Raw genomic sequence first — 25,015 nt, 5'->3', positions numbered from 1 at the left:
CCATGTCAACAAAAGGCTTGGGAATTTTATACGGTATCCTTGGGGTAGTGCTGTTCTCCTCAAAGGCGGTCATGGTAAAATTGGCCTACCAATATCAGGTGGAGACTTTGGACCTGCTCATGTTCCGCATGTTCCTGTCGCTTCCTTTTTATATTCTCATCTTATTTATTATCCGAAAGAAGCGTCCTTCTGTTGACATAAAAACCAAGGATTATTTGTGGTTGGTCGCCTTTGGTTTTGTAGGTTACTATTCGGCCAGCTATTTTGACTTCTTGGGACTCAACTACATCAAAGCGGGGTTGGAACGTATCATTTTATTCGTCTATCCTACAATTGTCGTGTTTTTGAGTTGGTTGTTTTTTAGGGAGAGAATCACCAAAGTGCAAACTACGGCTATCGTCATTACCTATATTGGTGTGGTTGTTACTTTTTGGAACGAATTGGAAATTGTAGGAAATGAAGCTTTGATCGGCGGCTTTTTGGTTTTGCTAAGCGCCATTACGTATGCTTCGTATTTGGTGGGCAGCGGTTGGTTGATTCCAAAGTTTGGGGTACTTCGATTTACCTGCTACGCCATGATTGTTTCCACCATTTGCATTCTGATTCATTATATATTTTCTGGCGATTGGGACTTGTTCAAGTATCCGTTACCGGTGTATGGCTACGGCTTTGCAATGGCCATTTTTGCTACGTTGATTCCCTCATTTCTGGTTTCCGCTTCCATTGAACGACTGGGCGCTTCCAACTTTTCCATTTTGGGGAGTTTGGGACCTGTATCCACCATTTTATTGGCTTATATTTTTCTGGCTGAAAAACTCACCTATTGGCAATTATTCGGAATGCTGATAGTGATTTTTGGGGTGACCTATCTCTCGCTCAACAGAAAAAGAAAGGCCTTGCGGTGATTGCTATTAACAATCACACCCTTTTCTTTGTTGATTACTTTCTGCCACCAATACTTTTATTTTTGCTCCGAAATTTTATATTGCAAGGATTAACCCTTAACTCATGTCACAAACCCAGTATACCGAGGATAACATTCGTTCCCTGGATTGGAAGGAGCATATTCGTATGCGTCCAGGGATGTACATTGGAAAATTGGGCGATGGTTCTTCGGCAGATGATGGTATTTACATCCTCCTCAAAGAAGTCATTGACAACTGTATCGATGAATTTGTCATGGGCGCCGGGAAGACCATCGAAATCAATATTAAGGATAATACCGTTCATGTGCGTGATTTTGGTCGAGGTATCCCACTGGGAAAAGTGGTGGACGTGGTCTCCAAAATGAACACCGGCGGTAAGTACGATACACGAGCCTTTAAAAAATCGGTAGGATTAAATGGAGTAGGAACCAAGGCCGTAAATGCACTGTCCACTTATTTCCGGGTGGAGTCCACACGGGATGGGCAATCCAAATCCGCAGAATTTGAAACCGGCAACCTCACTAACGAAGAATTGCTGGAGGAAACATCGAGACGAAGGGGAACCAAGGTGAGTTTCATTCCCGACGAGTCCATTTTCAAAAAATACAAATACCGCAATGAGTATGTGGAACGCATGCTCAAAAACTATGTTTACCTCAATCCAGGGTTGACCATTGTATTTAATGGTGAAAAATTCCATTCAGAGAATGGATTGAAGGATTTGTTGGAGGACAATAATAATGAGGAGGATTTTTTATATCCCATTATCCATTTAAAAGGGGATGACATTGAGGTCGCCATGACCCACAGTAAAACCCAATACAGTGAAGAGTACCATTCCTTTGTAAATGGGCAACATACCACGCAGGGCGGAACGCATCAATCTGCTTTTCGGGAAGCTGTGGTAAAGACCATTCGCGATTTCTACGGAAAAAACTATGATGCTTCAGATGTAAGAAAATCAATTATTTCTGCCATCTCAATTAAAGTGATGGAGCCTGTTTTTGAGAGCCAGACCAAGACCAAGTTGGGCTCTACGGATATGGGCGGGAACCTGCCCACGGTCCGTACCTACATCAATGATTTTGTGGGTACCCAACTGGACAATTACCTACACAAAAATCCAAAAACCGCCGAAGCGCTTCAACGCAAAATTGTTCAAGCCGAAAAAGAACGAAAAGAACTTTCCGGCATCCGAAAATTGGCAAGGGAACGGGCTAAGAAAGCAAGCCTTCACAATAAAAAATTACGAGATTGTCGAGTGCATCTGCAGGACATGAAAAATGACCGACGGTTGGAAACCACCCTTTTTATTACGGAGGGAGATTCCGCATCCGGGTCAATTACAAAGTCACGTGACGTAAATACACAGGCCGTTTTCAGTCTTCGAGGAAAACCGTTGAATTCCTACGGTATGTCCAAAAAGATTGTGTACGAAAATGAGGAATTCAACCTGCTTCAAGCAGCGCTGAACATTGAGGAATCCATGGAAGATTTGCGGTACAATAATATTGTAATCGCTACCGATGCCGATGTGGACGGAATGCACATCAGATTATTGCTGATTACCTTTTTCCTTCAATTTTTCCCAGAATTAATCAAGGAGAACCACTTGTACATTCTTCAAACTCCACTCTTTAGAGTGCGCAATAAAAAAGAAACCATTTATTGTTACAGCGAGGAGGAGAAGCGCAATGCCATTGAAAAGTTGACAGGAAAGCCAGAGATAACCCGTTTTAAGGGATTGGGTGAGATTTCTCCAGATGAGTTCCAACATTTTATCGGAGATGATATTCGATTGGAACCCGTAATGTTGGACAAGGCCATGAGCATAGATAGTCTTTTGCAGTTCTATATGGGAAAAAATACTCCAGACCGACAAGAATTTATCATAAATAACCTTAAAGTTGAACTTGATTTGGTTGAGGAAAACCAACTATAAACCTATTAAATGCACGCCCTTCTAGATGGAAGAGAACGAAGAACTGAATGATGAAGGTTTGGAAAACCAAGACAATTCCCAAGACAGCCTGGTCAAGGTAACAGGGATGTACAAGGATTGGTTTTTAGACTACGCTTCCTACGTGATTTTGGAGCGGGCCGTTCCCGCTATTGAAGACGGATTCAAGCCGGTACAGCGAAGAATCATGCACTCGCTCAAGGAATTGGATGACGGTCGTTATAATAAAGTGGCCAACGTAGTTGGGCATACTATGCAGTACCATCCACATGGTGATGCCAGTATTGCCGATGCCATGGTACAGATTGGGCAAAAAGACCTTCTGATAGATACCCAAGGAAACTGGGGGAATATTCTAACCGGTGATGGCGCAGCAGCACCCCGTTACATAGAGGCACGACTTTCCAAATTTGGTTTGGAAGTGGTCTTTAGTCCCAAGATAACAGAGTGGCAACTGTCCTATGATGGAAGAAAAAAGGAGCCTGTAAATTTACCGGTAAAATTTCCATTATTGCTTGCCCAAGGTGCGGAAGGTATTGCCGTTGGATTGTCCACCAAAATATTGCCGCACAATTTTATTGAACTGATAGATGCTTCCATCAAGCATTTAAAGGGACAACGTTTTAAACTGTATCCCGATTTTCCTACGGCAGGAATCATTGATGTCACCAATTACAATGATGGTCTACGTGGTGGAAAGGTGCGAGTTAGAGCAAAGATTTCAACACTGGACAAGAACACTCTTGTAATCAATGAAATACCTTACGGAACCAACACCTCTTCTTTAATTGATTCCATTCTTAAGGCCAATGATAAAGGCAAGATAAAAATCAAAAAAATAGAGGACAATACGGCCGCCGAAGTTGAGATTTTGGTACATCTGCCCCCCAACATTTCACCGGACAAAACCATTGATGCCTTGTATGCCTTTACGGCCTGCGAATCGTCAATTTCGCCATTGGGTTGTATCATTGAAGACAATAAGCCCTTGTTTATTGGCGTGACCGAAATGTTGCAACGCTCCACGGACAATACAGTGGAATTGCTAAAGGCTGAATTGGAGATTCAATTGGGGGAATTGGAAGAACAATGGCACTTTGCTTCATTGGAGCGGATTTTCATCGAGAACAGAATCTACCGCGATATTGAGGAAGAGGAAACTTGGGAAGGTGTCATCGCGGCCATCGATAAAGGTTTGAAACCCTTCACCCAAAACCTAAAGCGTGCCGTTACCGAAGAAGATATTGTACGTCTAACGGAAATCCGTATCAAACGAATTTCAAAGTTTGATTTAGAAAAAGCACAGCAACTCATTGAAAGTTTGGATGAAAGAATCGCCCAGACCAAACATCATTTAGCACATTTGGTGGAGTTTGCCATTGACTATTTTAAGGAACTTAAAAAGAAATATGGCGCAGGCAGGGAGCGAAAATCCGAAATCCGAATTTTTGATGACATCGAGGCGACCAAAGTGGTTATTCGTAATACCAAACTTTATGTCAACCGTGAGGAAGGTTTTATTGGAACCTCTCTCAAACGGGACGAATACGTTACGGATTGCAGCGACATAGATGACATCATCGTGTTTACCCAAAAAGGGGAAATGATGGTGACCAAAGTGGATTCCAAGGTGTTTGTTGGAAAAAATATCATCCACGTTGCCGTTTTTAAGAAAAAGGACAAGCGTACCGTTTATAATATGATTTATAAGGACGGCAAGGGCGGTCCAAGCTACATAAAGCGATTTAATGTAACCAGTATCACCCGGGATAAAATCTACCCGCTTGCTGGTGACAAAGCTTCGGCTGAAGTACTATATTTTTCCGCCAATCCCAATGGTGAAGCTGAGGTTGTTACCGTTTTGCTACGTCAATCGGGTAGCATCAAAAAATTAAAATGGGATTTGGATTTTGCAGATGTCCTCATTAAAGGAAGAGCTTCAAAAGGAAATCTGGTTACCAAATATACCGTGAAGCGCATCGAACTCAAAGAAAAGGGTGTCTCCACATTAAAGCCTAGAAGAATTTGGTTTGATGATGTGGTAAACCGACTCAATGTGGATGGAAGGGGAGAGTTGCTTGGTGAATTCAAAGGTGACGACCTCTTGTTGGTAATTGACCAGAAAGGAATTGTAAAAACCATTGCGCCGGATTTATTGACCCGTTTCAATGAAGATATGATCGTGTTGGAGAAATGGAATCCAAAGAAACCGATTTCCGTGGTACATTATGAAGGCGAAAAAGAGCGTTATTACCTCAAGCGCTTTTTGGTGGAAAACCCAAATAAGGAAGAATTGGTGATTTCGGAGCACCCAAAATCATTTATGGAATTGGTATCTACCGATTGGCGACCGGTCCTAGAAATTGAATTCATAAAACCACGAGGCAAAGACGCAAAGCCCAACATGGAAGTTGATGTTGAAGACTTTATCAGCATAAAAGGCATAAAAGCCATTGGAAATCAGCTAACTGCAGAAAAAGTAAAAAATATAAATGTATTGGATTCCTTGCCATTTGAGGAGCCTGAAGAACAAACAGCGGAAGATATGGAAGTTATTGATGAAGAAAGTATAGATGTTCCCAATACTGATATTGAATCAAAAGATGAAGGTTCTGACCAAACCTCTTTGTTTTAATGCTTTTTCTGCCTATTTTGTCGCAATTGTGTTACACACACCAAAACCACATTTCTTAAAACCTCTTTATGGATTTTACAAACCCGCTGGTCTATGGCGTACCAGTTTTTATTGCCTTCATACTATTCGAGCTTACCTACAGCAAAACACATGGAGATGATCACCTCTACGAATGGAAGGATTTAGCTGCTAGCGGTTTTATGGGGATTGGATCCGCCATTTTGGGTCCTTTGTTCAAAGTTGCGTTTGCCATTCTCTTTTTTGAGACGGTATATGAACTCTGCAATCCCATGGTTGATGGTGTCAGACAAAATTTTCTTGGGTACGAATCCTTCGGATATGCTTGGTACGTTTGGTTGCTCTGCCAATTGGCGGATGATTTCACCTACTATTGGTTTCACAGAGCCAATCATGAAATCCGCTTACTTTGGGCCGCCCACATTGTACACCACTCTTCGGACAATTTTAATTTAGGGACAGCAATCCGGAACGGATGGTTCACCATTTTGTACAAACCTTTCTTTTATGCTTGGATGGTGGCTATTGGGTTTCCCCCGGAAATGGTAGTGGTATGCTTGGGGATTGAAGCCTTGTGGCAATTTCAGTTACACTCCCAATATGTTCCAAAATTGGGATTCTTGGAAAAGATTTTCAATACCCACACTATGCATCAGGTACACCATGCCCAAAATGTGGAGTATTTAGATAAAAACCACGGTGGATTCTTGAATATCTTTGATAAAATGTTCGGGACATGGAAAGAGCTTGATGATGACATCGATGTGAAATATGGGGTCATTCATTCTCCAAATTCATATAACCCCATGGTTATTCTAACACATGAATTCAAGGATATTTGGAACGATGTAAAAAAGGTGGATAAACTATCCCATAAGCTCATGTACATCTTTGGCCCTCCAGGATGGAGCCACGATGGCAGCACCATGACGGTAAAACAACAACAAAAGCTCTTTAAGGAATATAAAGAGTCCCACCCTGAATTGATTTATCAAAGACCCAATTGATAAAGCAGTTAAATTCTCTTGTTTGAGGCTCAAATAAACCCCGATCAGTCAGCTATTTTGTAAGCGGTTCCTTTGAATTTCCGGTTATCGCCAATAGCACCGTATTCAAATGTGTACGAAGAATCTGTGGTAGTCAATATTTTAATGTGGATTGATTTTTCCTCAGACTTATTTTTTGGATGTATGTTCTTCAGTACATATTCACAATCATTGATCCAACGCACTGAAGAAGTATCGCGCTTTCCTTCAAAATAATCCACCTCTGCTTCCAATGTTCTATAAAATGTGGTTTCTTTTTCTTCACCATTTACTACGGCCGTAAAAGAAAATTTACCGGTTTTAAAGTCTGTACAGTTACGCTCTGGGGGCTTTTTGCAGGAAAAAATAAGAACTGCCAATATTACGAAAAGAAATTGTTTTACCATAACAACAAAGTAACGGAAAGATGGTAAAAGCATCAATCATTTTTTGATTTGAATGCGGTAAAAGTTCCATCCGGATAAAAAAATACAATTTTATCGGGTTCATCTTTTTCTTTTATCGGTCTTGATATGGAATTGGCAGGTTCTTCCTTGGAGGTATCAGTCTTTTCCAGTTTATTTTCCAATATTGGAGAGGGGGAGCTTTCCACTTCTTTGGATTCATCAGAGGGAAATTCACCTCTTCCTTGAAGCAACCAATACAAATCTACTTCAGGATACGCATCTGTCAATTTTAAAACAAAATCCAAGCTGGGTTTGTTTCGTCCATTTAAGAGATGGGAGATGCTGGAGCGTTGCACGCCAATACTCTCAGCAAAAGCTGAAACACTGATGTCATAATGCTCAATGATTGTTTTAATCCTTGTTACAATACCTTTGTTCACATTTGTAAATTATGATTGTTCAAAATTAAGGCAATATCTCAAATCAGGCAAAAAGAAAGTGTACAGTCTAATCCAAGATTAAACATATAGTTAACATACAACAGTATAAAAACCTCTTAACAAGGTGGTTATATGCCAATTAATGTCTATCAGTCACATTTGTATCAGAATCTTCGAAACAGCGACATGCCGCTGTTTAAACTTGTATCCAAAATTCATGTTGAAGGAGATACAATTGTAACCATATCAAAGATTACATTTGTAGTCTCAAAAGAAGAATAGCAATAATGGTCAACCATAAAGGATTCAAAGAAACCTCTATTATCAATAGGTACATTATAGACGATATGTTGCATGGATGTTTTGCCAAACTGCCCTTAGCGTCAACTTCAGTAATTGGAGAATCTGTACAAAAGGTACCAATTCGGGCTTTTACCTTAGGAAATGGTACCAACCGAATTCTAATGTGGTCTCAAATGCATGGAAACGAATCCACCACCACTAAAGCGGTTTGGGACATGACCAATTTTTTACGTTCCGATGAGGTTTTGGCTAAAACCATTTTGAATAAGTGCACACTTATGGTGGTCCCCATTCTCAATCCAGATGGGGCAAAAGCCTATACACGTGTCAATGCCAATGAAGTGGATTTAAACCGAGATGCCAAACAACGTACGCAGCCCGAAAGCGTTGCACTCCGAAAATTGTTTGATAATTTTAAACCAGATTATTGCTTCAACCTTCATGGACAACGGACCTTATTCAGTGCTGGTCAAGTGGAAAAGCCTGCTACGGTATCTTTCTTGTCGCCATCCAATAATGCTGCCCGAGACATAACCCCAACGCGAATAAAGGCCATGAAGCTCATCGCTGCCATGAATGCCATGCTCCAAGAAAAGATTCCGGGACAGGTAGGACGGTATGATGATGGTTTTAATGATAATTGCGTTGGCGATACTTTTCAAATGTTGGGCGTTCCAACGGTATTGTTCGAAGCTGGACATTATCACAACGATTATGAGAGGGAACGCACACGGGAATTTATTTTTTTGGCATTGATTGAGGCGTTGAAAACCATTGCCACAGACTCCGTGGATCGTTTTACTACAGGAGATTATTTTAATATCCCGGCCAATGGAAAGCTATTTTATGATATTTTGATCAAAGACCCTCACCTCGCAAACCCTAAAATAGGGGAAGGGCTGACTATTGGCATTCGGTTCAAAGAACTATTGGAAAATAACCTCATTCGTTTTAAACCGGAAATCATCGATATTAAAAAACTTGACGGTTTTTTTGGACACCGAACTATTGAATGTACTGATTCCAAGGATTTTGATGCTCTAAAATCCAATAAAGAACTGTATGATTTAATCCTTCAAGCTGAGGAATGATCAACTATTTTTGTCAAGCTCTTGCGTTTTATTTAAAAAAAAACCATTTTTATTACATTAATTTTCTTATTTAACTAATTTTGCTGAAAATTTCAACGTAATGAACAAAGTAAAACTAGACGAAATCGACCACCAGATATTGGATATGTTGATTGATAATACGCGTACACCATTCACCGACATAGCCAAAAAGCTGTTGATTTCAGCTGGTACGGTTCACGTTAGGGTAAAGAAAATGGAAGAGTCTGGAATCATAAAAGGTTCTTCACTAACCTTGGATTATGTTAAACTTGGTTACTCTTTCATTGCTTATGTAGGCATTTTCTTGGAAAAAACGCACCAGACCAAGTTTGTGCTGGAGCGTCTTAATCAAATACCCTATGTAACGGTAGCCCATATCACCACTGGAAAATTCAATATTTTCTGCAAGATTCGTGCAAGGGATACCACACATGCCAAGAATATTATTTTTAAGATAGATGATATTGATGGTATCAGCAGGACCGAAACCATGATTTCATTGGAAGAAAGCATCAACGATAAGAAACGATTGATGCATACCATTTTCAACGAGTTGTAACCCAATTTTACATAGTATGTTGCGTTCAGAGTTACCATCTTCTGAATACAATCCTTTCTACCATACCTATTTATTGGCTTTGGGTGATGTAGACCTGATTCAAGAATTAACTAGGGGCAAGGATGAACTCATTACTCTTTTGGAAGAAATTCCAGAGAGCAAGTTGGGCTATGCGTATGGCGAAGGTAAATGGACCTTGGCTGAAGTCTTATTGCATATTATGGATGCAGAGCGTGTTTTTCAATACAGGGCATTGTGCTTTGCACGAAATGACCAGACACCATTTCCAGGTTTTGATCAAGATGAATATGTTCCGCACTCCAATGCTGCATCAAGGACCAAGGCCAGCCTTGTTAAGGAATACAGCGCCATTCGGGAATCCACACTTTGTTTATACAATTCCTTTGATAAGGATGTATTAAAACGTGTAGGGGTTGCCAGCGGCTCCCGCATGAGTGTTAGGGCACTGGGCTTTATTATTTCAGGTCATCAAGCCCATCACGTTAACATTATCCGTAAAAGGTATTTGTAGCGTAGTTTTCTAGTATAAGCTTTCGTTTTCTGGATCAGAATCAGGGTCTGCCTCAAAATCCGATTCGTTGTATGAGGTTTCATCCGCATCCAAAACGGTTTCCTTTTCTAGATCTTTGTCCAATTCACGTTCAATGGTTTCCTCAAAATTGGCAATGAAGTTGGAAAGGCTCTTACTGATTTTCACCAGATAAATGGTGTCTTCTGTTTTCACTTCAACAGCTTCTATGATTTCACCGTCAGGTTTTTTAAGGGTGATGATGTCATCATCGCCGTACCCGTAGGGGTAGGAATCAATCAAAACTGCTGCAACAGTGTGGTCCAGCTTCTTGTAGTCTATCAAAATACGTTTCATAATGGCTAGGTTTAAATTCCTATCCTGAAACTATTACTTTTTAAACAGGTAGTGTTCAAAGAGTTGTAAACGTAAAAAAATAGTATATGAAGCCGTTATTCCTTGTAGTATGCAAATGCTTTTTCAAATAATTCCTCTGGAACTTTTACATCAGAAACCGCTTCCCCAATAGAATGCAACAGCACAAAATTAATATCGCCATGAGTGTTTTTCTTATCAAACTTGAGCAGTTTAAGAATGGATTCTATGTCTTCATCCGTAAAATCAACCCGCTCAAAGTGGTGCAAGAAAGTGGTTTTTATTTCTTCCAGTGAAAGTTTGGAAAGACCCTTTAGCTCATGTGAAAGATATCCTTCCAAAATCATTCCCACGGCAATGGCTTCACCATGGAGGAGAGTTTTTTTCTCAGGATTGTCCAAACAGTAGGATTCTATGGCATGGCCCAGAGTATGCCCAAAATTCAAAATTTTTCGTAATCCTTTTTCCGTTGGATCTTCCAGAACCACCTTATTTTTAATGGCAATGGATTTTTGAATATGTTCAGAATCGGTAAACTTTTCGCCCTCCTTCAGCTGGGTCCAATATTCCTGATCCGAAATGAGCCCGTGTTTCAGCATTTCGGCATAACCACTTACCAATTGTCTGGGTTCAAGTGTCTTTAAAAATTCAGTGAATACCAATACCATTACCGGTTGGTTAATCACCCCAATCTGGTTCTTCAATACGCCTAAATCAACCCCTGTTTTACCGCCAACCGAAGCATCCACGATGGACAGCAAGGTTGTAGGGATGTTAATGAAGTCAATACCCCTTTTGAAGGTTGATGCCACAAATCCACCCAAATCTGTGAGTACTCCGCCGCCTAAATTGATCAAAAGGCTCTTTCGGTCCCCATCTTCATTGGAAAGCAGCTCCCAAACTTTAACACAAGTATCTATATTCTTGTTATTCTCGCCAGATTCAATCTCAAAAACTGCGTTGACAGGGTGGTCCAGTATTTCCATTTTAAAAAATGGAAGACAATATTTTTTGGTGTTTTCATCCACCAAAACAAACACCTTGGAATAATCACTTTTTGCAATATGCTGTTTTAGAGCAGCTTTGGCCAAATCTCCAAAATGAACTTCGTAGGATTGTGATATTATAGACTCCATACTTCAAATTAGACCACTAAATAAAGACTATTTTTATAGATATGGATATGGAATACGTACTTATATTTGGTTCTTTAATGGATTTCTAAAAATGCAACCAAATTTTGAGAATACTGCAATAGCTTTTGAGCTAAAAACCGACTCTCAGTTGGAGCGGGCCTATTTTTTGTTTAAAATGATTGCCAACGAACCCTTGGTGAAAATTGGAACCGCCATGACGAATTTTGCCATTAAGGCACATCTTCCCGTGGAAGGTTTGATAAGAGCTACGGTCTTTGATCATTTTTGCGGGGGAGTCAGTGAAGAAGACTGTCTTTCGGTAATAGACAACATGTATACCAAAGGTGTTTATTCCATTTTAGATTATTCTGCTGAGGGCAAGGAGGTGGACAACCAGTTTGATTCAGCACTGGAAAAGACCCTGGAAATCTTGGATTTTGTAAAGGAGAAAGATGCCATTCCATTTGCGGTGTTCAAACCTTCGGGTTTTGGACGTTTTAAATTGTACGAAAAGGTAAGTGCCGGCGTAGAACTAACTGAAAGTGAGTCCGCAGAATGGGGTCGTCTTGTTAATCGATATGAAAAGGTGTGCAAAAAGGCCCATGACCTTGAGGTTGCCCTATTAATTGATGCCGAAGAGAGCTGGATGCAGGATGCGGCTGATGATTTGGCGTTGCAGATGATGCGAAAATACAACAAAGAAAAAGCCATTGTTTACAATACATTTCAGATGTACCGGTGGGACCGGATGGACTATCTAAAGAAACTTCATAAAATTGCCAGCGAAGAAAACTTTAAGATTGGAGCCAAAGTAGTCCGTGGAGCCTATATGGAAAAGGAAAATGAAAGGGCTCAAGAGAAAGGATATACAAGTCCCATTTGCAAAAACAAAAAGGAGACCGATGCGAATTTCGATGCGGCGGTGACCTATAGTATGGAACACTTAGAGCATATTGCCATTTTTGCTGGCACCCATAATGAGGAAAGCTCTTTAAAATTGATAAGCCTCATGCAGGAAAGAAACCTAGATCCTTCAGATGACCATATTTGGTTCGGGCAACTTTTTGGCATGAGTGACCATATTACTTATAATTTGGCGGCTCACGGCTACAATGCCGTTAAATATGTGCCGTATGGTCCTGTTCGCGATGTAATGCCCTACTTGATTAGAAGGGCGGAGGAAAACACTTCGGTTGCAGGGCAGACTTCCCGGGAATTAGCTTTGATACAGAAAGAGCGGAAGCGCAGGAAGTTGGATTCTTAATTGGACTCAACATTTTCGGCAACCATCTTGTCCCCGCAGTTTTGTGTCCTTAACAATAGTTCCTTTCCGTTGTGAGGAAGTGAGATGAAGTATGTTTTACAAGGCTGGGATTCTGTGTCACTTCTTCCAAAATCCACATCACCATCAGTTAAAAAAGATTGAATCAAAAGGGTGTCCCTATATTTTTCAGGGAAGTCTTCAGCAAAGGTCAATGGCTTGGAGCGCATATCTTTTAAGACTCTGCAGTTTGGGAAATAGCAGAACTCAATCCCTTCTTCCCCAGATTTTTTCTTCAAAAAGAACACCAAAAAAACAATTCCAATGGACAATCCAACCAAGTACCATCCCAAACGCCGTAAAAATGCCATTCAATTAAAAAATAAGGAAATTAATATCGTTGTAATTCAATCCAAACCAGTCGCCAACGGATTTATTGGTCAAAATGCCATGATACATATAAAGCCCGTTGCGCAAGCCTTTATCAAAGCGAAGGGAATGTTCCAGACCACCTTCTTCGCCAATTTTTAAAAGATAGGGCGTGAAAATGTTACTGATGGATATGGAAGAAGTTCGGGGGTAGCGTGAAGGGATATTGGGCACTCCATAGTGTACAACCCCAAATTTGTCAATGGTTGGTTTGTTATGGCTGGTAACCTCTGAGGTTTCAAAACACCCGCCCATATCAATACTCACATCTATGATCACGGCCCCTTTCTTCATATTTTCCACCATGGAACTGGAAACTACCACTGGGGAACGATCTTTCCCTCGCGTAGCGCCGATGGCAACATCGCATCGCTTTAACGCTTTGATTAGATTTTTTGGCTGAATAGTGGATGTATAAATAGTACGATTGAGATTCGTTTGCAAACTTCGCAATTTACTGATGGAATTGTCGAACACCTTAATATTGGCCCCAAGGCCAAGTGCAGAACGTGCTGCAAACTCACCAACGGTTCCTGCACCAATAATAACCACTTCCACAGGAGGAACGCCACTGATGTTCCCGAACATAAGTCCATTACCTTTGCTGCTAGTGGCCATAAGTTCGGAGGCGATTAGTATGGAGGAAATCCCGGCAATCTCACTTAAAGATCGCACGGCCGGATAATTACCGTCCTCATCCCGGATATATTCAAAAGCGATGGCCGTCAGTCTTTTTTTGGCCATAATTTCAAAATATTCCTTACGCTGTGTTTTTATCTGCAATGCAGAAATGATGATAGTCTGTGGATTTAATAAATCAATCTCCGTTAGGGAAGGGGGTTCCACTTTAAGAATGATAGGGCAGGAGAAAACCTTTTTTACATCCCGGGTTATTTGGGCTCCAGCATTGGTATAGTCAAGGTCTGAAAAATTGGCCCCATCTCCGGCACCAGATTCTACCAACACCCGGTGTCCATGTGCGGTAATGGCATTCACGGCATCTGGTGTAAGGCATACCCGTTTTTCTTGGTATTGGTTTTCCTTGGGAATACCAATAAAAAGTTCACCCTTTTGCTTAAGGACTTCTAAGGTTTCTTCCTGGGGTAATAGCTGTTGTTTGCTAAACGGGGATGAGGGTTGGTTCATACGCAGTAAATCTGTTCACAATACCACATCAAGGTAAGGAAACAAATTTACACTTTTTTTGAAAGGGTCTTCTGGCGTTCTTCGAGTTTCTCTCGCTCTTTTCGAAGCTCTTCTTTTTCTTTAAGAATTTGAAGTTCGGTGTCCATGGCATCCAAATCAATACCGTGAACGTGTTTATCAACCAGCTTCAATCTAATGAAGTACACAATGGGCACCACAACCATGGTCACTGCAATTACATAAAATACCTCGTTCTCATCAACCTCGGCGCTACGTTCAAAGATTTGGCTGTACAATTGAAAGCTGAACATGGAAATTGGAATCAAAATGGCATGGTACCACCACTGTTTATTGGTGACGAACCATATGATCAATAGCATTAAAGGAATGAGCTTAATAAGGTAGAACCACATGGCTGTTCGTGCATCGGCGAACTCATTTGCCTTTACCGTGAACAACACAAAATTCAGTGTTTCAGTATCATTGGGCATGTACTTATAGGAATAGAACATGATGGGCGAAAGTGCTATTAGCAAAGTAATAAGCCCCTCAATGATAAATCGTTTTCTTACTTTTTTCTTGCTGCGCATACATGTATAACTACAGATGCGAGCTTTTATTGTATAAAAAAACCCCTTATAAAAAGGGGTCTAAAAAGAATAACTTTTTGTTTCCTATTGCTTTGGAATGTCTTTTTTCTTAACGCTAACGGTTTGGTCCTTATCAATGTCGATAGTACCAGTTGAAACCGCAGTCATTGCCAAAAAAGAAACGGCAAGCAATCCAAAAAAAACTTTTTTAGTGTTCATCGTAAAAGAGTTTTTGGTTAATAAATGAATTCATCTACATCACAAATGTAGGAAAATATTTCAACTTGCAATACGTTTTGTCGACAAAATTTGCATTTTAACGTTTAAAACCAACATTTTATCGATTCAACACAATTTTACAAATCAATGAGATGAAGATAGCAGGAAAGCCCTTTAACGAATATTTAACTCGATTGAACGCGTCTTTTCGTCGATAAACTGCAGGAAAACGGATACAACATCTTCAGGTAAGAACGACTTAATTTTTTCTGGCCATTCCATAAAAATCCAAGCATTGGAGTTTAGATAGTCATCCAGTCCCATATCCAAGGCTTCGGTTTCATCTTCCAACCGATAAAAATCAAAATGATAGGCCAATAATTTTCCTTCTGAACTATGATATTCGTTAACAAGGCCAAAAGTTGGACTGCTTCCACTATCTACAGCACCCAATTCTTTGACCAATGCTTTGATCAAAGTGGTTTTGCCCGCTCCCATTTCTCCGTAAAAGCATAATTGTTTGCCACGAGCTTCTTTAATAAGGGTCTTGGCCACTTCTTGAAGCTGATCTAATTGGAATATTTTTTTCAAGGTTGTACTATTTTGCGTCCAAAACTACGAAAGGAACTATCATTTCTTCCAAAGAAACGCCACCATGTTGATACGTATTTCTGTAGTAGCTCACATAATGATTGAAATTATTGGGGTAAGCAAAAAATAAATCGTTTTTGGCAAAAATATAGCTGCTGCTCAAATTTATGTTCGGCAGGTGAATATCCTGTGGATTTTTAGACGCCAGCACATCCTTATCTTCATAGGTAAGACTGCGTCCGGTTTTATACCGCAGATTGAGACTGGTCTCCCGATCGCCGATAACCTTGGAGGGCTGCTTTACATTGATGGTTCCATGATCTGTGGTCAAAATGAGTTTCATTCCCAGGCTTTGCGCTTGCTGAATGATTTCCAATAGCGGCGAGTTCTTAAACCAGCTCAACGTAAGTGAACGATACGCCTTATCATTGGAAGCCAACTCCTTTACCACTTCCATTTCTGTTTTGGAATGGGAAAGCATATCCACAAAGTTGTAGACAACAACTGTAAGGTCATTATCTTTTTGCGATCTAAAGTTTTGCGCAAGTTGCTTTCCCTGCTTCAAGTTGCTGATTTTGTGGTATTCCCATTTTAGGTTTAACCCCAGGCGCTTTAATTGAGCACCTAAAAAATCAGCTTCGAATAAATTTTTACCACCATCATCGGTATCATTCTTCCACCAGTCTGGGTATTGTTTTTCCATATCCAGGGGCATCAACCCCGAAAAAATAGCATTCCGTGCATATTGCGTGGCTGTGGGAAGAATGCTGAAGTAAGCACTTTCTTGTTTCTTTTTATAGTGTATGGACAGTGTTTCTTCAAAAGCAAGCCATTGATCGTACCGCAGATTATCTATGACCACCAATAGGGTTTTGTTCCCCTCCAATTCGGGTTGTACCTTACTCCTAAATAAAGTGTGTGACATAATGGGAGCATCGCCACCCTTGAACCAATTTTTATAATTTTTGTCCACAAACTTGCTAAACTGCGAATTGGCCTCCACTTTTTGCGATTCCAAAATCTCAAACATACCTGAATCCTCAATCTCCTCCAATTGAAGCTCCCAATAAATCAGTTTTTTATAGAGCTCGGACCATTCTTGACAACTGTTCACCATGGAAAGGTCCATGGCTATTTTTCGGAACTCTTGTTGATAGCTGGAGGTGGTCTTTTCTGAAACCAATCTGGAGTTGTCCAAACTCTTTTTCAGGGACAACAATATTTGATTGGGATTCACTGGTTTAATCAAGTAATCGGCAATCTTAGATCCAATGGCCTCATCCATTATGTATTCTTCCTCGCTCTTGGTAATCATCACAACTGGTACGGAGGCGTCGAATTTTTTTATCTCATTCAGGGTTTCAAGACCTGATATCCCAGGCATATTTTCATCCAAAAAAACAATATCAAAAAAAGAATTCCGCAACTCCTCCAGCGCATCTTGCCCACTTTGGCTGGTAACTACATTGTAATTTTTGCTCTCCAGAAAAAGAATGTGCGGTTTTAAGAGGTCAATTTCATCATCAACCCAAAGAATTGTAATCTTGTTCATATAGTAGTTATCTTTGTGGCATAAAAACAAACTTCCTTGGTAAAAACCAACAAGCTTAACTTTTTTAACGATCCAATTTACGGTTTTATTGGAACTCCAAATGAACTTATTTTTAAGCTGATAGGGCATTCTTACTTTCAACGGCTACGCCGAATTTCCCAAATGGGAATGTCTTATCTCGTATACCCCGGCGCCCATCATACCCGCTTTCACCATGCATTGGGGAGTATGCATTTAATGGACAGGGCCATTCAAGTCTTAAAATTGAAGGGCGTTTTCTTTTCGGATGAGGAGGAGACGGGGCTACTTTGTGCCATTTTGCTGCATGATATTGGCCACGGCCCATTTTCTCACGCCCTGGAAGGCTTTGTGGCAAAAGATTTGAGCCATGAATCCCTTTCCCTCAAATTTATGGAAGAACTCAATACTGAGTTTGGTGGTCAGTTGGACGCCGCAATTTCCATTTTTAAAGGAGATTATCCCAAACCGTTTATGAATCAATTGGTATCCAGTCAACTGGATATGGACCGTATGGATTATTTAAAACGGGATAGTTTTTATACCGGGGTAACTGAAGGCAACATCAATTCTGAACGGCTTATTTCCATGCTCAATGTAGTTGATGGCAATCTTGTGGTGGAAGAAAAAGGTATTTATGCGGTAGAGAAATTTTTGATGGCCCGGCGGTTCATGTACTGGCAAGTGTATTTGCACAAAACGGGATTGGTAGCGGAGCAATTGCTGGTTAGGATAATGCAGCGGGCCCGTAAGATTTTATCTGAAGGAAGTCAGCTTGAAGGAAGCCAACCGCTATTGTTTTTCCTGAAACAGAACGGCAAGATTGATTTTGATGCTGAAGTCCTTTCAATTTTCTCCCAATTGGACGATGTGGATATTTTGGGGGCAATAAAATCATGGCAATTCCATACCGACTTTGTGCTTTCTAAAATGTGCCGGATGTTGCTTAATAGAAAACTCTTGCACATCAAAATAAAAAAGCGACCCGCCGACCCGCAAAAAATGGACAAAAAATTACAGGAAATCATTCAAAAGTACGACCTTTCACCAGAAGATGCCTCCAATTTTGTGTTCCAGGGAGAAATTTCGAACAAGGCTTATAGTGAAGAACAACAAGCCATTAACATTCTCAAAAAGAATGGAAAAATAACCGATGTGCTCAAAGAATCTGACCAACTCAGTTTAAAAGCATTGTCCACGACCGTGACCAAATATTATAGCTGCTACCCCAAGGAAGCCGTTTGACAAATTTTGTTACTTTTGCACAAATGAAATTTACAGCCACCCAAATTGCCGGAATCCTAGAGGGGGAAGTTGAGGGAAATCCTCAAATCGCTGTTCATAAATTATCCAAGATTGAGGAAGGCGAAAAAGGTTCATTGACCTTCTTGGCCAATCCAAAGTACACCTCTTACATTTACTCCACAAAGGCATCCATCACCATTGTAAATAAAGATTTTATTCCAGAACAATCCTTGTCAACCACATTGATTAAAGTGGATGATGCCTACAAATCATTTTCCAAATTATTGGAATATTACAACCAAGTAAAGAACAATAAGGTAGGGATTGAAAGTCCTACATTTATTTCTGAAAATGCAAACTACGGGGAAGGGTTTTATTTGGGAGCTTTTTCGTATTTGGGTGAAAATGTGAAGATTGGAAAAAACGTAAAAGTGTACCCTAATGTATACATTGGGGATAACGTAACCATTGGCGATGAGGTAATTATTTTTGCTGGGGCCAAGATATATTCTGAATCCATCATTGGTAACAACTGCACCATTCACAGCGGAGTGATCATAGGGGCCGATGGTTTCGGTTTCACTCCAAATGCCAATGGGGAATACAGCAAAGTGCCCCAAACAGGCAACGTAATTTTAGAAGATAATGTAGATGTAGGAGCGGGAACCACAATTGATCGCGCCACCTTGGGATCTACAATACTAAGAAGAGGGGTTAAGCTGGATAATCAAATTCAGATTGCCCACAATGTTGAAATTGGTGAACATACTGCTATTGCAGCGCAAACGGGAATCGCTGGATCTACCAAGATTGGTAAAAATTGCCTAATTGGCGGACAAGTGGGCATTGTAGGGCATATTACCATCGGTGACCGGGTCAAGATTCAAGCGCAATCAGGAATTGGAAGGAACGTTAAGGACGATGAGGTGCTTCAAGGATCACCTGCATTAAACTATGGCGACTTCAATAAATCATACGTACACTTTAAAAATTTACCAAAATTGGTAAATCAAATCTCCAACATAGCTAAAAAAGTTGAAGGTGAACAAAACTAGCAACAAGCAACGTACTATAGAAAAAACAGTAACCTTGCAAGGGGTAGGGTTACATACCGGCGAGAATGTTACCATGAGTTTCGTTCCCGCGAAAGAAAACCACGGTTTTGCTTTTAAACGGGTAGATTTGGAAGGCGAGCCCATTATTGAGGCCGATGCCAACTACGTGGTCAATACCCAACGGGGTACCAATTTGGAAAAGAATGGGGTAAAAATCCAAACTTCAGAACATGTTTTGGCCGCTTTGGTGGGGCTGGATATTGACAATGTGCTGATAGAGTTGGATTCTCCGGAACCTCCCATCATGGATGGCTCCTCCAAGTTTTTTGTAAAGGCTTTGGAAGAAGCCGGGATAGTGGAGCAGGACCAAGAGCGTGAAGAATACATTGTAAAGGATGTCATCTCCTATAAAGATGAGACCACAGGCAGCGAAATCACCGTAATCCCATCTGATCATTACCAGGTTACGACCATGGTGGATTTTGGCACAAAGGTTTTGGGCACCCAAAATGCTACTTTGGAACGGATGTCCGATTTTAAAAAGGAAATTGCCGATGCCCGTACCTTTAGCTTTCTACATGAATTGGAAATGCTTTTGGAACATGGTTTGATCAAAGGAGGGGACCTGAACAACGCCATTGTATACGTGGACAAAGAGATTTCGGAGTCCACCATGAAAAAATTGGAAAAGGCCTTCAACAAAAAGAAGCTTTCCGTTAAGCCCAATGGAATATTGGATAATCTTACCCTTCATTACCCCAATGAAGCGGCACGACACAAATTATTGGATGTGGTAGGGGACTTGGCTTTGGCCGGCACCCGAATCCGTGGTAAGGTCATCGCCAACAAACCGGGACACTTTGTAAATACTCAGTTTGCTAAGAAGCTTTCCAAAATCATTAAGATAGAAAAGCGCAACAAGGTTCCAACCTATGATTTGCATCAAACACCTTTGATGGATGTCACTCAAATTATGAATATGTTGCCGCATCGTTCCCCTTTTTTATTGGTGGATAAGATTTTGGAACTTTCAGATACCCATGTGGTCGGTGTAAAGAATGTGACCATGAACGAACCTTTTTTTGTGGGGCACTTTCCAGGCGCACCGGTTATGCCAGGAGTGCTGCAGGTTGAAGCCATGGCGCAGACGGGCGGAATTTTAGTATTGAGCACCGTTCCCGACCCCGAAAACTACTTGACTTTCTTTATGAAGATTGATAATGTAAAGTTTAAACAGCAAGTAGTACCAGGGGACACCTTAATATTTAAATGCGATTTAATTTCACCCATTCGAAGGGGAATTTGCCATATGCAAGCCTATGCTTACGCTAATGGTAGGTTGGTTTCAGAAGCGGAATTGATGGCGCAGATTGTTAAAACCAAAAACACCGAGTCGTAATGAACCAACCCTTAGCATATGTACACCCCGGAGCCAAAATCGCCAAAAATGTGGTAATAGAGCCCTTTACCACCATTCACAATAATGTGACTATCGGGGAAGGGACCTGGATTGGCTCAAATGTCACCATCATGGAGGGTGCGCGCATCGGAAAAAATTGTAACATTTTCCCCGGCGCCATTATTTCAGCCATGCCTCAAGATTTAAAGTATCAAGGTGAGGATACCACGGTTCAAATTGGGGATAACACCACCATTCGGGAGTGTGCTACTATTAATAAAGGTACTTCAGACCGAATGAAAACTGTAATCGGAAATAACTGTCTGATTATGGCCTACTGTCACGTGGCCCACGACTGTATTGTTGGGGATGGTTGTATTTTCAGTAATAACTCCACTCTGGCAGGTCATGTTACCATTGGTCAAAATGTAGTTTTGGCAGGTATGGTCGCCGTGCATCAGTTTGTTTCCATCGGAAATCATGCTTTTGTAACAGGAGGTTCTTTGGTGCGTAAAGATGTTCCACCGTTTGTAAAGGCTGCCCGTGAGCCTCTTTCTTATGTGGGAATCAATTCCATTGGATTGCGGAGGCGAGGTTTTGAAGCCGACAAAATCCGGGAGATTCAAAATATATACAGAATACTATATCAACAAAATTATAATAATTCCCAAGCGGCATCTATCATAGAAGCTGAAATGGAAGCCACCCCCGAACGCGATGAGATACTTCAGTTTATCCGCGATTCGCAACGAGGAATTATGAAAGGTTATTTTAGTTCAAATTAAATTTATGGCAAGCACGTCTGATATTCGAAAAGGGTTGTGCATACGATACAACCATGACATATTCAAAATTGTGGAGTTTCTTCACGTAAAACCGGGTAAAGGACCAGCCTTTGTCCGTACCAAATTAAAAAGTGTAACCACTGGTAAGGTAATCGACAACACGTTTTCAGCGGGTCACAAGATTGATGACGTACGCGTAGAAACGCGATCCTATCAATATTTATATCCAGAAGGGGAAACCTTTCATTTTATGAATACGGACGATTACAACCAAATTGCTTTGCAAAAAGATGCATTGGATGCGCCTGACCTATTAAAGGAAGGAGAGGTTGTGACCATCATCTTCAATGCAGAGGACAACATGCCCCTTTCTGTTGAAATGCCCGCCAGTGTTATTTTGGAAGTGACCCATACCGAGCCCGGTGTAAAAGGAAATACAGCAACAAACGCTACCAAACCCGCCACTGTGGAGACCGGTGCCCGTATCAATGTTCCCTTGTTTATCAATGAAGGAGACAAAATCAAGATTGATACGGAAAAAGGAGCGTACATGGAACGTGCTAAAGAATAGTACGGAATGAAATTCCCTAAAGCCCATACCTTAAAAGAAATTTCAGACATCATCGGAGCTGAGTTCGTAGGTGACGCTATTTTTCCTGTTTTTGGAATGAATGAAATCCACGTAGTGGAAGAGGGTGATATTGTATTTGTAGACCATCCCAAGTATTACGATAAAGCCCTTCAATCCAAAGCTACGGTGGTGCTTATCAACAAAAAAGTGGACTGCCCGGAAGGAAAAGCTTTATTGATTTCCGATGATCCTTTTCGGGATTTCAACAAGTTGACGCAACATTTTAAACCCTTTCAAACAGCAAGTGCGTCCATCTCGGACACGGCTGAAATTGGAAAGGGAACCATCATTCAACCGAACGTTTTTATAGGTAATCACGTGAAAATTGGGAAGAATTGTGTGATTCATCCCAATGTTACCATCTATGATAATTGCATCATTGGGAATCATGTTACCATCCATGCGGGCACCGTGCTTGGGGGCGATGCCTTTTATTATAAAAACAGACCAGAAGGATTTGACAAGCTCCTTTCCGGGGGAAGGGTTGTGATTGAGGATAACGTGGACATTGGTGCCTCATGTACCATTGACCGTGGGGTTACGGGTGATACCACCATTAAAGAAGGGTCTAAATTGGATAATCAGATTCAAGTTGGGCACGATACGGTTATTGGCAAAAAATGTTTGATTGCTTCGCACGTAGGAATTGCAGGCTGTGTGGTTGTTGAAGATGAGGTTACCATGTGGGGGCAAGTTGGGATTACCAGTGGTGCCACTATCGGAACTAAAGCTGTGATTCTCGCTCAATCTGGAGTGGCCAAATCGTTGGAAGGCCATACCACCTATTTTGGAAGCCCTGCTGAAGAGGCTAGGGAAAAACTAAAGCAGATGGCACATGTAAAGAAGATTCCGGAAATCCTCGAAAAATTGAAAAAGAATTAAAAATCAATAGACAAAACCACAATCAAATCTTATTTTTGCACCTAATTAAGTTAAATATATGAGCGTCTTAGTAAACAAAGATTCAAAAATAATTGTACAAGGTTTTACTGGTAGTGAAGGAACTTTTCATGCCGAACAAATGATAGAATACGGAACCAATGTAGTTGGTGGAGTAACGCCCGGTAAAGGTGGTCAAGAACATTTGGGAAAACCCGTTTTCAACACCGTTGCAGAAGCAGTGCAAGAAGTTGGTGCTGACACCACAATTATTTTTGTTCCACCCGCGTTTGCTGCGGATGCCATTATGGAAGCTGCTGATGCTGGAATCAAGGTGATCATTACCATCACCGAAGGTATTCCTGTTGCTGATATGGTGAAAGCCAACGACTACATCAAAGGAAAAGACTGCACGTTGGTAGGTCCAAACTGCCCTGGTGTAATCACCCCTGAAGAAGCCAAAGTAGGTATCATGCCCGGATTTGTCTTTAAAAAAGGAAATGTCGGTATTGTTTCAAAGTCAGGAACATTGACCTACGAAGCGGCCGACCAAGTAGTTCGCCAAGGTTTGGGCATTACTACGGCGATTGGAATTGGTGGTGATCCCATTATCGGAACCACTACCAAACAAGCCGTGCAATTGTTGATCAATGACCCAGAAACCGAATGTGTGGTTATGATCGGGGAAATTGGTGGTCAATTGGAAGCTGATGCTGCAAAATGGTACAAGGAAAGTGGCAGCAAAAAACCCATCGTTGGGTTTATCGCTGGTGAAACTGCTCCTGCAGGTCGTACCATGGGTCACGCTGGAGCCATTGTTGGTGGCAGTGATGATACAGCCCAAGCCAAGAAAAGAATCATGCGCGAATGCGGTATCCACGTAGTGGATTCGCCTGCAGAAATTGGCGTTAAAGTGAAAGAAGTGGTTGGATAATCAACCGTTAAAACTATTCTAAATCCCGTTTTATGCGGGATTTTTTTCTTTAAAAACATAAAACAACAACTATATTTGGTTAATAACCATTCAAACACCATCATCATGAAACTTTTGGAAGGCAAAAACGTAATCATAACAGGAGCAAGTAGGGGAATAGGCAAGGGAATTGCCGAAGTTTTCGCAAAACATGGCGCCAATGTGGCTTTTACCTTCAGTTCCAGTGAAGCACCAGCTTTGGAATTGGAAAAAGAATTGACTGCCATGGGTGTTATTGCCAAAGCCTACAAAAGCAATGCGGCCAGTTATGATGAAGCTGAAAAGTTGGTGGCCCAAGTTTTGGAAGATTTTGACGGAAGAATTGATGTGTTGATCAACAATGCGGGAATCACCAAAGACAATTTGTTGATGCGAATGGGAGAAGAGGATTTTGATACCGTTATCGAAATCAATCTGAAATCCGTTTTTAATATGACCAAAGCCGTTCAGCGTACCATGCTGAAACAACGAAAAGGGTCCATCATTAACATGAGTAGTGTGGTTGGGGTAAAAGGAAATGCGGGACAGACCAACTATGCCGCTTCCAAAGCGGGAATGATTGGCTTTACCAAATCCGTAGCGTTGGAATTGGGCTCACGAAACATTCGTTGCAACGCCATTGCACCCGGCTTTATTGAAACCGAGATGACCGATAAATTGGATGAGAAAACCGTTCAGGGTTGGCGAGATGCCATTCCATTGAAAAGGGGTGGAAGTCCTGAAGATGTGGCCAATGCATGCTTGTATTTGGCTTCAGACCTATCGGATTATGTTACCGGACAAGTGCTCAACGTGGACGGTGGTATGTTAACGTAGT

26 protein-coding genes are annotated in these 25,015 nt (G+C 41.1%); 16 read left to right on the top strand and 10 right to left on the bottom strand.

What is annotated here, in order from left to right:
* The first annotated feature begins 2 nt into the window (after positions 1–2).
* The 4 genes from ACFOWS_RS09275 to ACFOWS_RS09260 all read left to right on the top strand — a co-directional run bounded on the left by ACFOWS_RS09275 (position 3) and on the right by ACFOWS_RS09260 (position 6,546).
* Positions 3–905 (top strand): DMT family transporter, encoded by a 903-nt coding sequence (locus tag ACFOWS_RS09275; protein ID WP_379763791.1) that lies wholly within the window; start codon positions 3–5, stop codon positions 903–905.
* A gap of 103 nt (positions 906–1,008) precedes the next feature.
* The gene (locus tag ACFOWS_RS09270) at positions 1,009–2,868 is read left to right on the top strand and encodes a DNA topoisomerase IV subunit B (RefSeq protein WP_379763788.1); all 1,860 of its coding nucleotides are present in this window, start codon (positions 1,009–1,011) and stop codon (positions 2,866–2,868) included.
* Positions 2,869–2,893: 25 nt separating this feature from the next.
* Complete coding sequence (locus tag ACFOWS_RS09265; RefSeq protein WP_379763786.1) at positions 2,894–5,521, top strand: DNA gyrase/topoisomerase IV subunit A; 2,628 nt, start codon at positions 2,894–2,896, stop codon at positions 5,519–5,521.
* Positions 5,522–5,589: 68 nt separating this feature from the next.
* Entirely contained in the window at positions 5,590–6,546 is a 957-nt protein-coding gene (locus ACFOWS_RS09260; protein ID WP_366588990.1) for a sterol desaturase family protein, read from the top strand.
* Positions 6,547–6,590: 44 nt separating this feature from the next.
* Here ACFOWS_RS09260 and ACFOWS_RS09255 read toward each other — a convergent pair whose 3' ends face one another.
* Both ACFOWS_RS09255 and ACFOWS_RS09250 read right to left on the bottom strand, forming a co-directional pair.
* Positions 6,591–7,004 carry a DNA topoisomerase IV gene (locus ACFOWS_RS09255; RefSeq protein WP_379763783.1) on the bottom strand — a complete coding sequence of 138 codons (414 nt, stop codon included), beginning with the start codon at positions 7,002–7,004 and terminating at the stop codon, positions 6,591–6,593.
* The gene (locus ACFOWS_RS09250; protein ID WP_379763781.1) at positions 7,004–7,411 is read right to left on the bottom strand and encodes a helix-turn-helix transcriptional regulator; all 408 of its coding nucleotides are present in this window, start codon (positions 7,409–7,411) and stop codon (positions 7,004–7,006) included. The genes ACFOWS_RS09255 and ACFOWS_RS09250 overlap by 1 nt, the downstream gene beginning before the upstream one ends.
* Before the next feature lie 287 nt (positions 7,412–7,698).
* On the opposite strand from ACFOWS_RS09250, the gene ACFOWS_RS09245 reads away from it, so the two are divergent.
* The 3 genes from ACFOWS_RS09245 to ACFOWS_RS09235 all read left to right on the top strand — a co-directional run bounded on the left by ACFOWS_RS09245 (position 7,699) and on the right by ACFOWS_RS09235 (position 9,917).
* The gene (locus ACFOWS_RS09245) at positions 7,699–8,805 is read left to right on the top strand and encodes a M14 family metallopeptidase (protein ID WP_379763778.1); all 1,107 of its coding nucleotides are present in this window, start codon (positions 7,699–7,701) and stop codon (positions 8,803–8,805) included.
* Positions 8,806–8,905: 100 nt separating this feature from the next.
* The gene (locus ACFOWS_RS09240) at positions 8,906–9,385 is read left to right on the top strand and encodes an Lrp/AsnC family transcriptional regulator (protein ID WP_036384670.1); all 480 of its coding nucleotides are present in this window, start codon (positions 8,906–8,908) and stop codon (positions 9,383–9,385) included.
* 16 nt (positions 9,386–9,401) lie between these two features.
* Positions 9,402–9,917: a DinB family protein gene (locus ACFOWS_RS09235; protein WP_379763775.1), complete on the top strand. Its 516-nt coding sequence runs from the start codon at positions 9,402–9,404 to the stop codon at positions 9,915–9,917.
* Positions 9,918–9,926: 9 nt separating this feature from the next.
* Here ACFOWS_RS09235 and ACFOWS_RS09230 read toward each other — a convergent pair whose 3' ends face one another.
* Positions 9,927–10,271 (bottom strand): hypothetical protein, encoded by a 345-nt coding sequence (locus ACFOWS_RS09230; protein ID WP_366589001.1) that lies wholly within the window; start codon positions 10,269–10,271, stop codon positions 9,927–9,929.
* Positions 10,272–10,366: 95 nt separating this feature from the next.
* The gene (gene aroB, locus ACFOWS_RS09225) at positions 10,367–11,425 is read right to left on the bottom strand and encodes a 3-dehydroquinate synthase (RefSeq protein WP_379763772.1); all 1,059 of its coding nucleotides are present in this window, start codon (positions 11,423–11,425) and stop codon (positions 10,367–10,369) included.
* Between the two features lie 91 nt (positions 11,426–11,516).
* On the opposite strand from aroB, the gene ACFOWS_RS09220 reads away from it, so the two are divergent.
* A complete protein-coding gene (locus ACFOWS_RS09220; RefSeq protein ID WP_379763770.1) occupies positions 11,517–12,689 on the top strand; it encodes a proline dehydrogenase family protein in 1,173 nt (390 codons plus the stop codon).
* Here ACFOWS_RS09220 and ACFOWS_RS09215 read toward each other — a convergent pair.
* The 6 genes from ACFOWS_RS09215 to porX all read right to left on the bottom strand — a co-directional run bounded on the left by ACFOWS_RS09215 (position 12,686) and on the right by porX (position 17,213).
* On the bottom strand, positions 12,686–13,057 hold the full coding sequence (locus ACFOWS_RS09215; protein WP_379763767.1) for a DUF4258 domain-containing protein: 372 nt from the start codon (positions 13,055–13,057) through the stop codon (positions 12,686–12,688). The two genes, ACFOWS_RS09220 and ACFOWS_RS09215, sit on opposite strands and share 4 nt — an antisense overlap.
* Positions 13,058–13,061: 4 nt before the next feature.
* On the bottom strand, positions 13,062–14,261 hold the full coding sequence (locus tag ACFOWS_RS09210) for an alanine dehydrogenase (RefSeq protein ID WP_379763765.1): 1,200 nt from the start codon (positions 14,259–14,261) through the stop codon (positions 13,062–13,064).
* A gap of 47 nt (positions 14,262–14,308) precedes the next feature.
* Positions 14,309–14,851, bottom strand: a complete 543-nt coding sequence (locus ACFOWS_RS09205) for a hypothetical protein (RefSeq protein ID WP_366589014.1) — start codon at positions 14,849–14,851, stop codon at positions 14,309–14,311.
* A gap of 84 nt (positions 14,852–14,935) precedes the next feature.
* Positions 14,936–15,070: a hypothetical protein gene (locus ACFOWS_RS09200; protein ID WP_379763763.1), complete on the bottom strand. Its 135-nt coding sequence runs from the start codon at positions 15,068–15,070 to the stop codon at positions 14,936–14,938.
* Positions 15,071–15,244: 174 nt separating this feature from the next.
* Positions 15,245–15,661, bottom strand: a complete 417-nt coding sequence (gene tsaE / locus ACFOWS_RS09195; RefSeq protein WP_379763761.1) for a tRNA (adenosine(37)-N6)-threonylcarbamoyltransferase complex ATPase subunit type 1 TsaE — start codon at positions 15,659–15,661, stop codon at positions 15,245–15,247.
* Positions 15,662–15,668: 7 nt separating this feature from the next.
* The gene (porX, locus tag ACFOWS_RS09190) at positions 15,669–17,213 is read right to left on the bottom strand and encodes a T9SS response regulator signal transducer PorX (protein WP_379763759.1); all 1,545 of its coding nucleotides are present in this window, start codon (positions 17,211–17,213) and stop codon (positions 15,669–15,671) included.
* A 36-nt stretch (positions 17,214–17,249) separates the two neighbouring features.
* Between porX and ACFOWS_RS09185 the strand changes: the two genes are divergently transcribed.
* From ACFOWS_RS09185 to fabG, 8 genes are all read left to right on the top strand, one after another.
* Positions 17,250–18,476, top strand: a complete 1,227-nt coding sequence (locus ACFOWS_RS09185; protein ID WP_379763757.1) for an HD domain-containing protein — start codon at positions 17,250–17,252, stop codon at positions 18,474–18,476.
* Between the two features lie 23 nt (positions 18,477–18,499).
* Positions 18,500–19,531: a UDP-3-O-(3-hydroxymyristoyl)glucosamine N-acyltransferase gene (lpxD, locus tag ACFOWS_RS09180; RefSeq protein ID WP_379763754.1), complete on the top strand. Its 1,032-nt coding sequence runs from the start codon at positions 18,500–18,502 to the stop codon at positions 19,529–19,531.
* Positions 19,518–20,930: a bifunctional UDP-3-O-[3-hydroxymyristoyl] N-acetylglucosamine deacetylase/3-hydroxyacyl-ACP dehydratase gene (locus tag ACFOWS_RS09175; RefSeq protein ID WP_379763752.1), complete on the top strand. Its 1,413-nt coding sequence runs from the start codon at positions 19,518–19,520 to the stop codon at positions 20,928–20,930. The genes lpxD and ACFOWS_RS09175 overlap by 14 nt, the downstream gene beginning before the upstream one ends.
* Complete coding sequence (gene lpxA, locus ACFOWS_RS09170) at positions 20,930–21,715, top strand: acyl-ACP--UDP-N-acetylglucosamine O-acyltransferase (RefSeq protein WP_366589030.1); 786 nt, start codon at positions 20,930–20,932, stop codon at positions 21,713–21,715. Before ACFOWS_RS09175 ends, lpxA begins: the two co-directional genes overlap by 1 nt.
* A gap of 4 nt (positions 21,716–21,719) precedes the next feature.
* On the top strand, positions 21,720–22,286 hold the full coding sequence (efp, locus tag ACFOWS_RS09165; RefSeq protein WP_366589034.1) for an elongation factor P: 567 nt from the start codon (positions 21,720–21,722) through the stop codon (positions 22,284–22,286).
* 6 nt (positions 22,287–22,292) lie between these two features.
* Positions 22,293–23,228: a UDP-3-O-(3-hydroxymyristoyl)glucosamine N-acyltransferase gene (locus ACFOWS_RS09160; RefSeq protein ID WP_379763749.1), complete on the top strand. Its 936-nt coding sequence runs from the start codon at positions 22,293–22,295 to the stop codon at positions 23,226–23,228.
* A gap of 58 nt (positions 23,229–23,286) precedes the next feature.
* Entirely contained in the window at positions 23,287–24,159 is an 873-nt protein-coding gene (gene sucD, locus ACFOWS_RS09155; RefSeq protein ID WP_379763747.1) for a succinate--CoA ligase subunit alpha, read from the top strand.
* Positions 24,160–24,264: 105 nt separating this feature from the next.
* Positions 24,265–25,014 carry a 3-oxoacyl-[acyl-carrier-protein] reductase gene (gene fabG, locus ACFOWS_RS09150; RefSeq protein ID WP_379763745.1) on the top strand — a complete coding sequence of 250 codons (750 nt, stop codon included), beginning with the start codon at positions 24,265–24,267 and terminating at the stop codon, positions 25,012–25,014.
* Position 25,015 lies beyond the last annotated feature (1 nt).

The organism is Flagellimonas marina, assembly GCF_042651185.1.
Lineage (GTDB): Bacteria > Bacteroidota > Bacteroidia > Flavobacteriales > Flavobacteriaceae > Flagellimonas > Flagellimonas marina.
Note: the sequence above shows the minus strand (reverse complement) of the source record. Positions and strands in the feature narration are given on the sequence as shown.

Bases quoted from the DNA above. Each gene is read 5' to 3' on its own strand.
- ACFOWS_RS09210 (WP_379763765.1), bottom strand. From the start codon at position 14,261: ATGAACCAACCCTCATCCCCGTTTAGCAAACAACAGCTATTACCCCAG.
- lpxA (WP_366589030.1), top strand. From the start codon at position 20,930: ATGAACCAACCCTTAGCATATGTACACCCCGGAGCCAAAATCGCCAAA.
- ACFOWS_RS09230 (WP_366589001.1), bottom strand. From the start codon at position 10,271: ATGAAACGTATTTTGATAGACTACAAGAAGCTGGACCACACTGTTGCA.
- ACFOWS_RS09255 (WP_379763783.1), bottom strand. From the start codon at position 7,004: ATGCTTTTACCATCTTTCCGTTACTTTGTTGTTATGGTAAAACAATTT.
- porX (WP_379763759.1), bottom strand. From the start codon at position 17,213: ATGAACAAGATTACAATTCTTTGGGTTGATGATGAAATTGACCTCTTA.
- ACFOWS_RS09275 (WP_379763791.1), top strand. From the start codon at position 3: ATGTCAACAAAAGGCTTGGGAATTTTATACGGTATCCTTGGGGTAGTG.
- ACFOWS_RS09215 (WP_379763767.1), bottom strand. From the start codon at position 13,057: ATGGCATTTTTACGGCGTTTGGGATGGTACTTGGTTGGATTGTCCATT.
- ACFOWS_RS09270 (WP_379763788.1), top strand. From the start codon at position 1,009: ATGTCACAAACCCAGTATACCGAGGATAACATTCGTTCCCTGGATTGG.
- ACFOWS_RS09220 (WP_379763770.1), top strand. From the start codon at position 11,517: ATGCAACCAAATTTTGAGAATACTGCAATAGCTTTTGAGCTAAAAACC.
- ACFOWS_RS09160 (WP_379763749.1), top strand. From the start codon at position 22,293: ATGAAATTCCCTAAAGCCCATACCTTAAAAGAAATTTCAGACATCATC.
- aroB (WP_379763772.1), bottom strand. From the start codon at position 11,425: ATGGAGTCTATAATATCACAATCCTACGAAGTTCATTTTGGAGATTTG.
- ACFOWS_RS09235 (WP_379763775.1), top strand. From the start codon at position 9,402: ATGTTGCGTTCAGAGTTACCATCTTCTGAATACAATCCTTTCTACCAT.
- sucD (WP_379763747.1), top strand. From the start codon at position 23,287: ATGAGCGTCTTAGTAAACAAAGATTCAAAAATAATTGTACAAGGTTTT.
- ACFOWS_RS09265 (WP_379763786.1), top strand. From the start codon at position 2,894: ATGGAAGAGAACGAAGAACTGAATGATGAAGGTTTGGAAAACCAAGAC.
- lpxD (WP_379763754.1), top strand. From the start codon at position 18,500: ATGAAATTTACAGCCACCCAAATTGCCGGAATCCTAGAGGGGGAAGTT.
- fabG (WP_379763745.1), top strand. From the start codon at position 24,265: ATGAAACTTTTGGAAGGCAAAAACGTAATCATAACAGGAGCAAGTAGG.
- efp (WP_366589034.1), top strand. From the start codon at position 21,720: ATGGCAAGCACGTCTGATATTCGAAAAGGGTTGTGCATACGATACAAC.
- ACFOWS_RS09245 (WP_379763778.1), top strand. From the start codon at position 7,699: ATGGTCAACCATAAAGGATTCAAAGAAACCTCTATTATCAATAGGTAC.
- ACFOWS_RS09205 (WP_366589014.1), bottom strand. From the start codon at position 14,851: ATGCGCAGCAAGAAAAAAGTAAGAAAACGATTTATCATTGAGGGGCTT.
- ACFOWS_RS09260 (WP_366588990.1), top strand. From the start codon at position 5,590: ATGGATTTTACAAACCCGCTGGTCTATGGCGTACCAGTTTTTATTGCC.
- ACFOWS_RS09240 (WP_036384670.1), top strand. From the start codon at position 8,906: ATGAACAAAGTAAAACTAGACGAAATCGACCACCAGATATTGGATATG.
- ACFOWS_RS09200 (WP_379763763.1), bottom strand. From the start codon at position 15,070: ATGAACACTAAAAAAGTTTTTTTTGGATTGCTTGCCGTTTCTTTTTTG.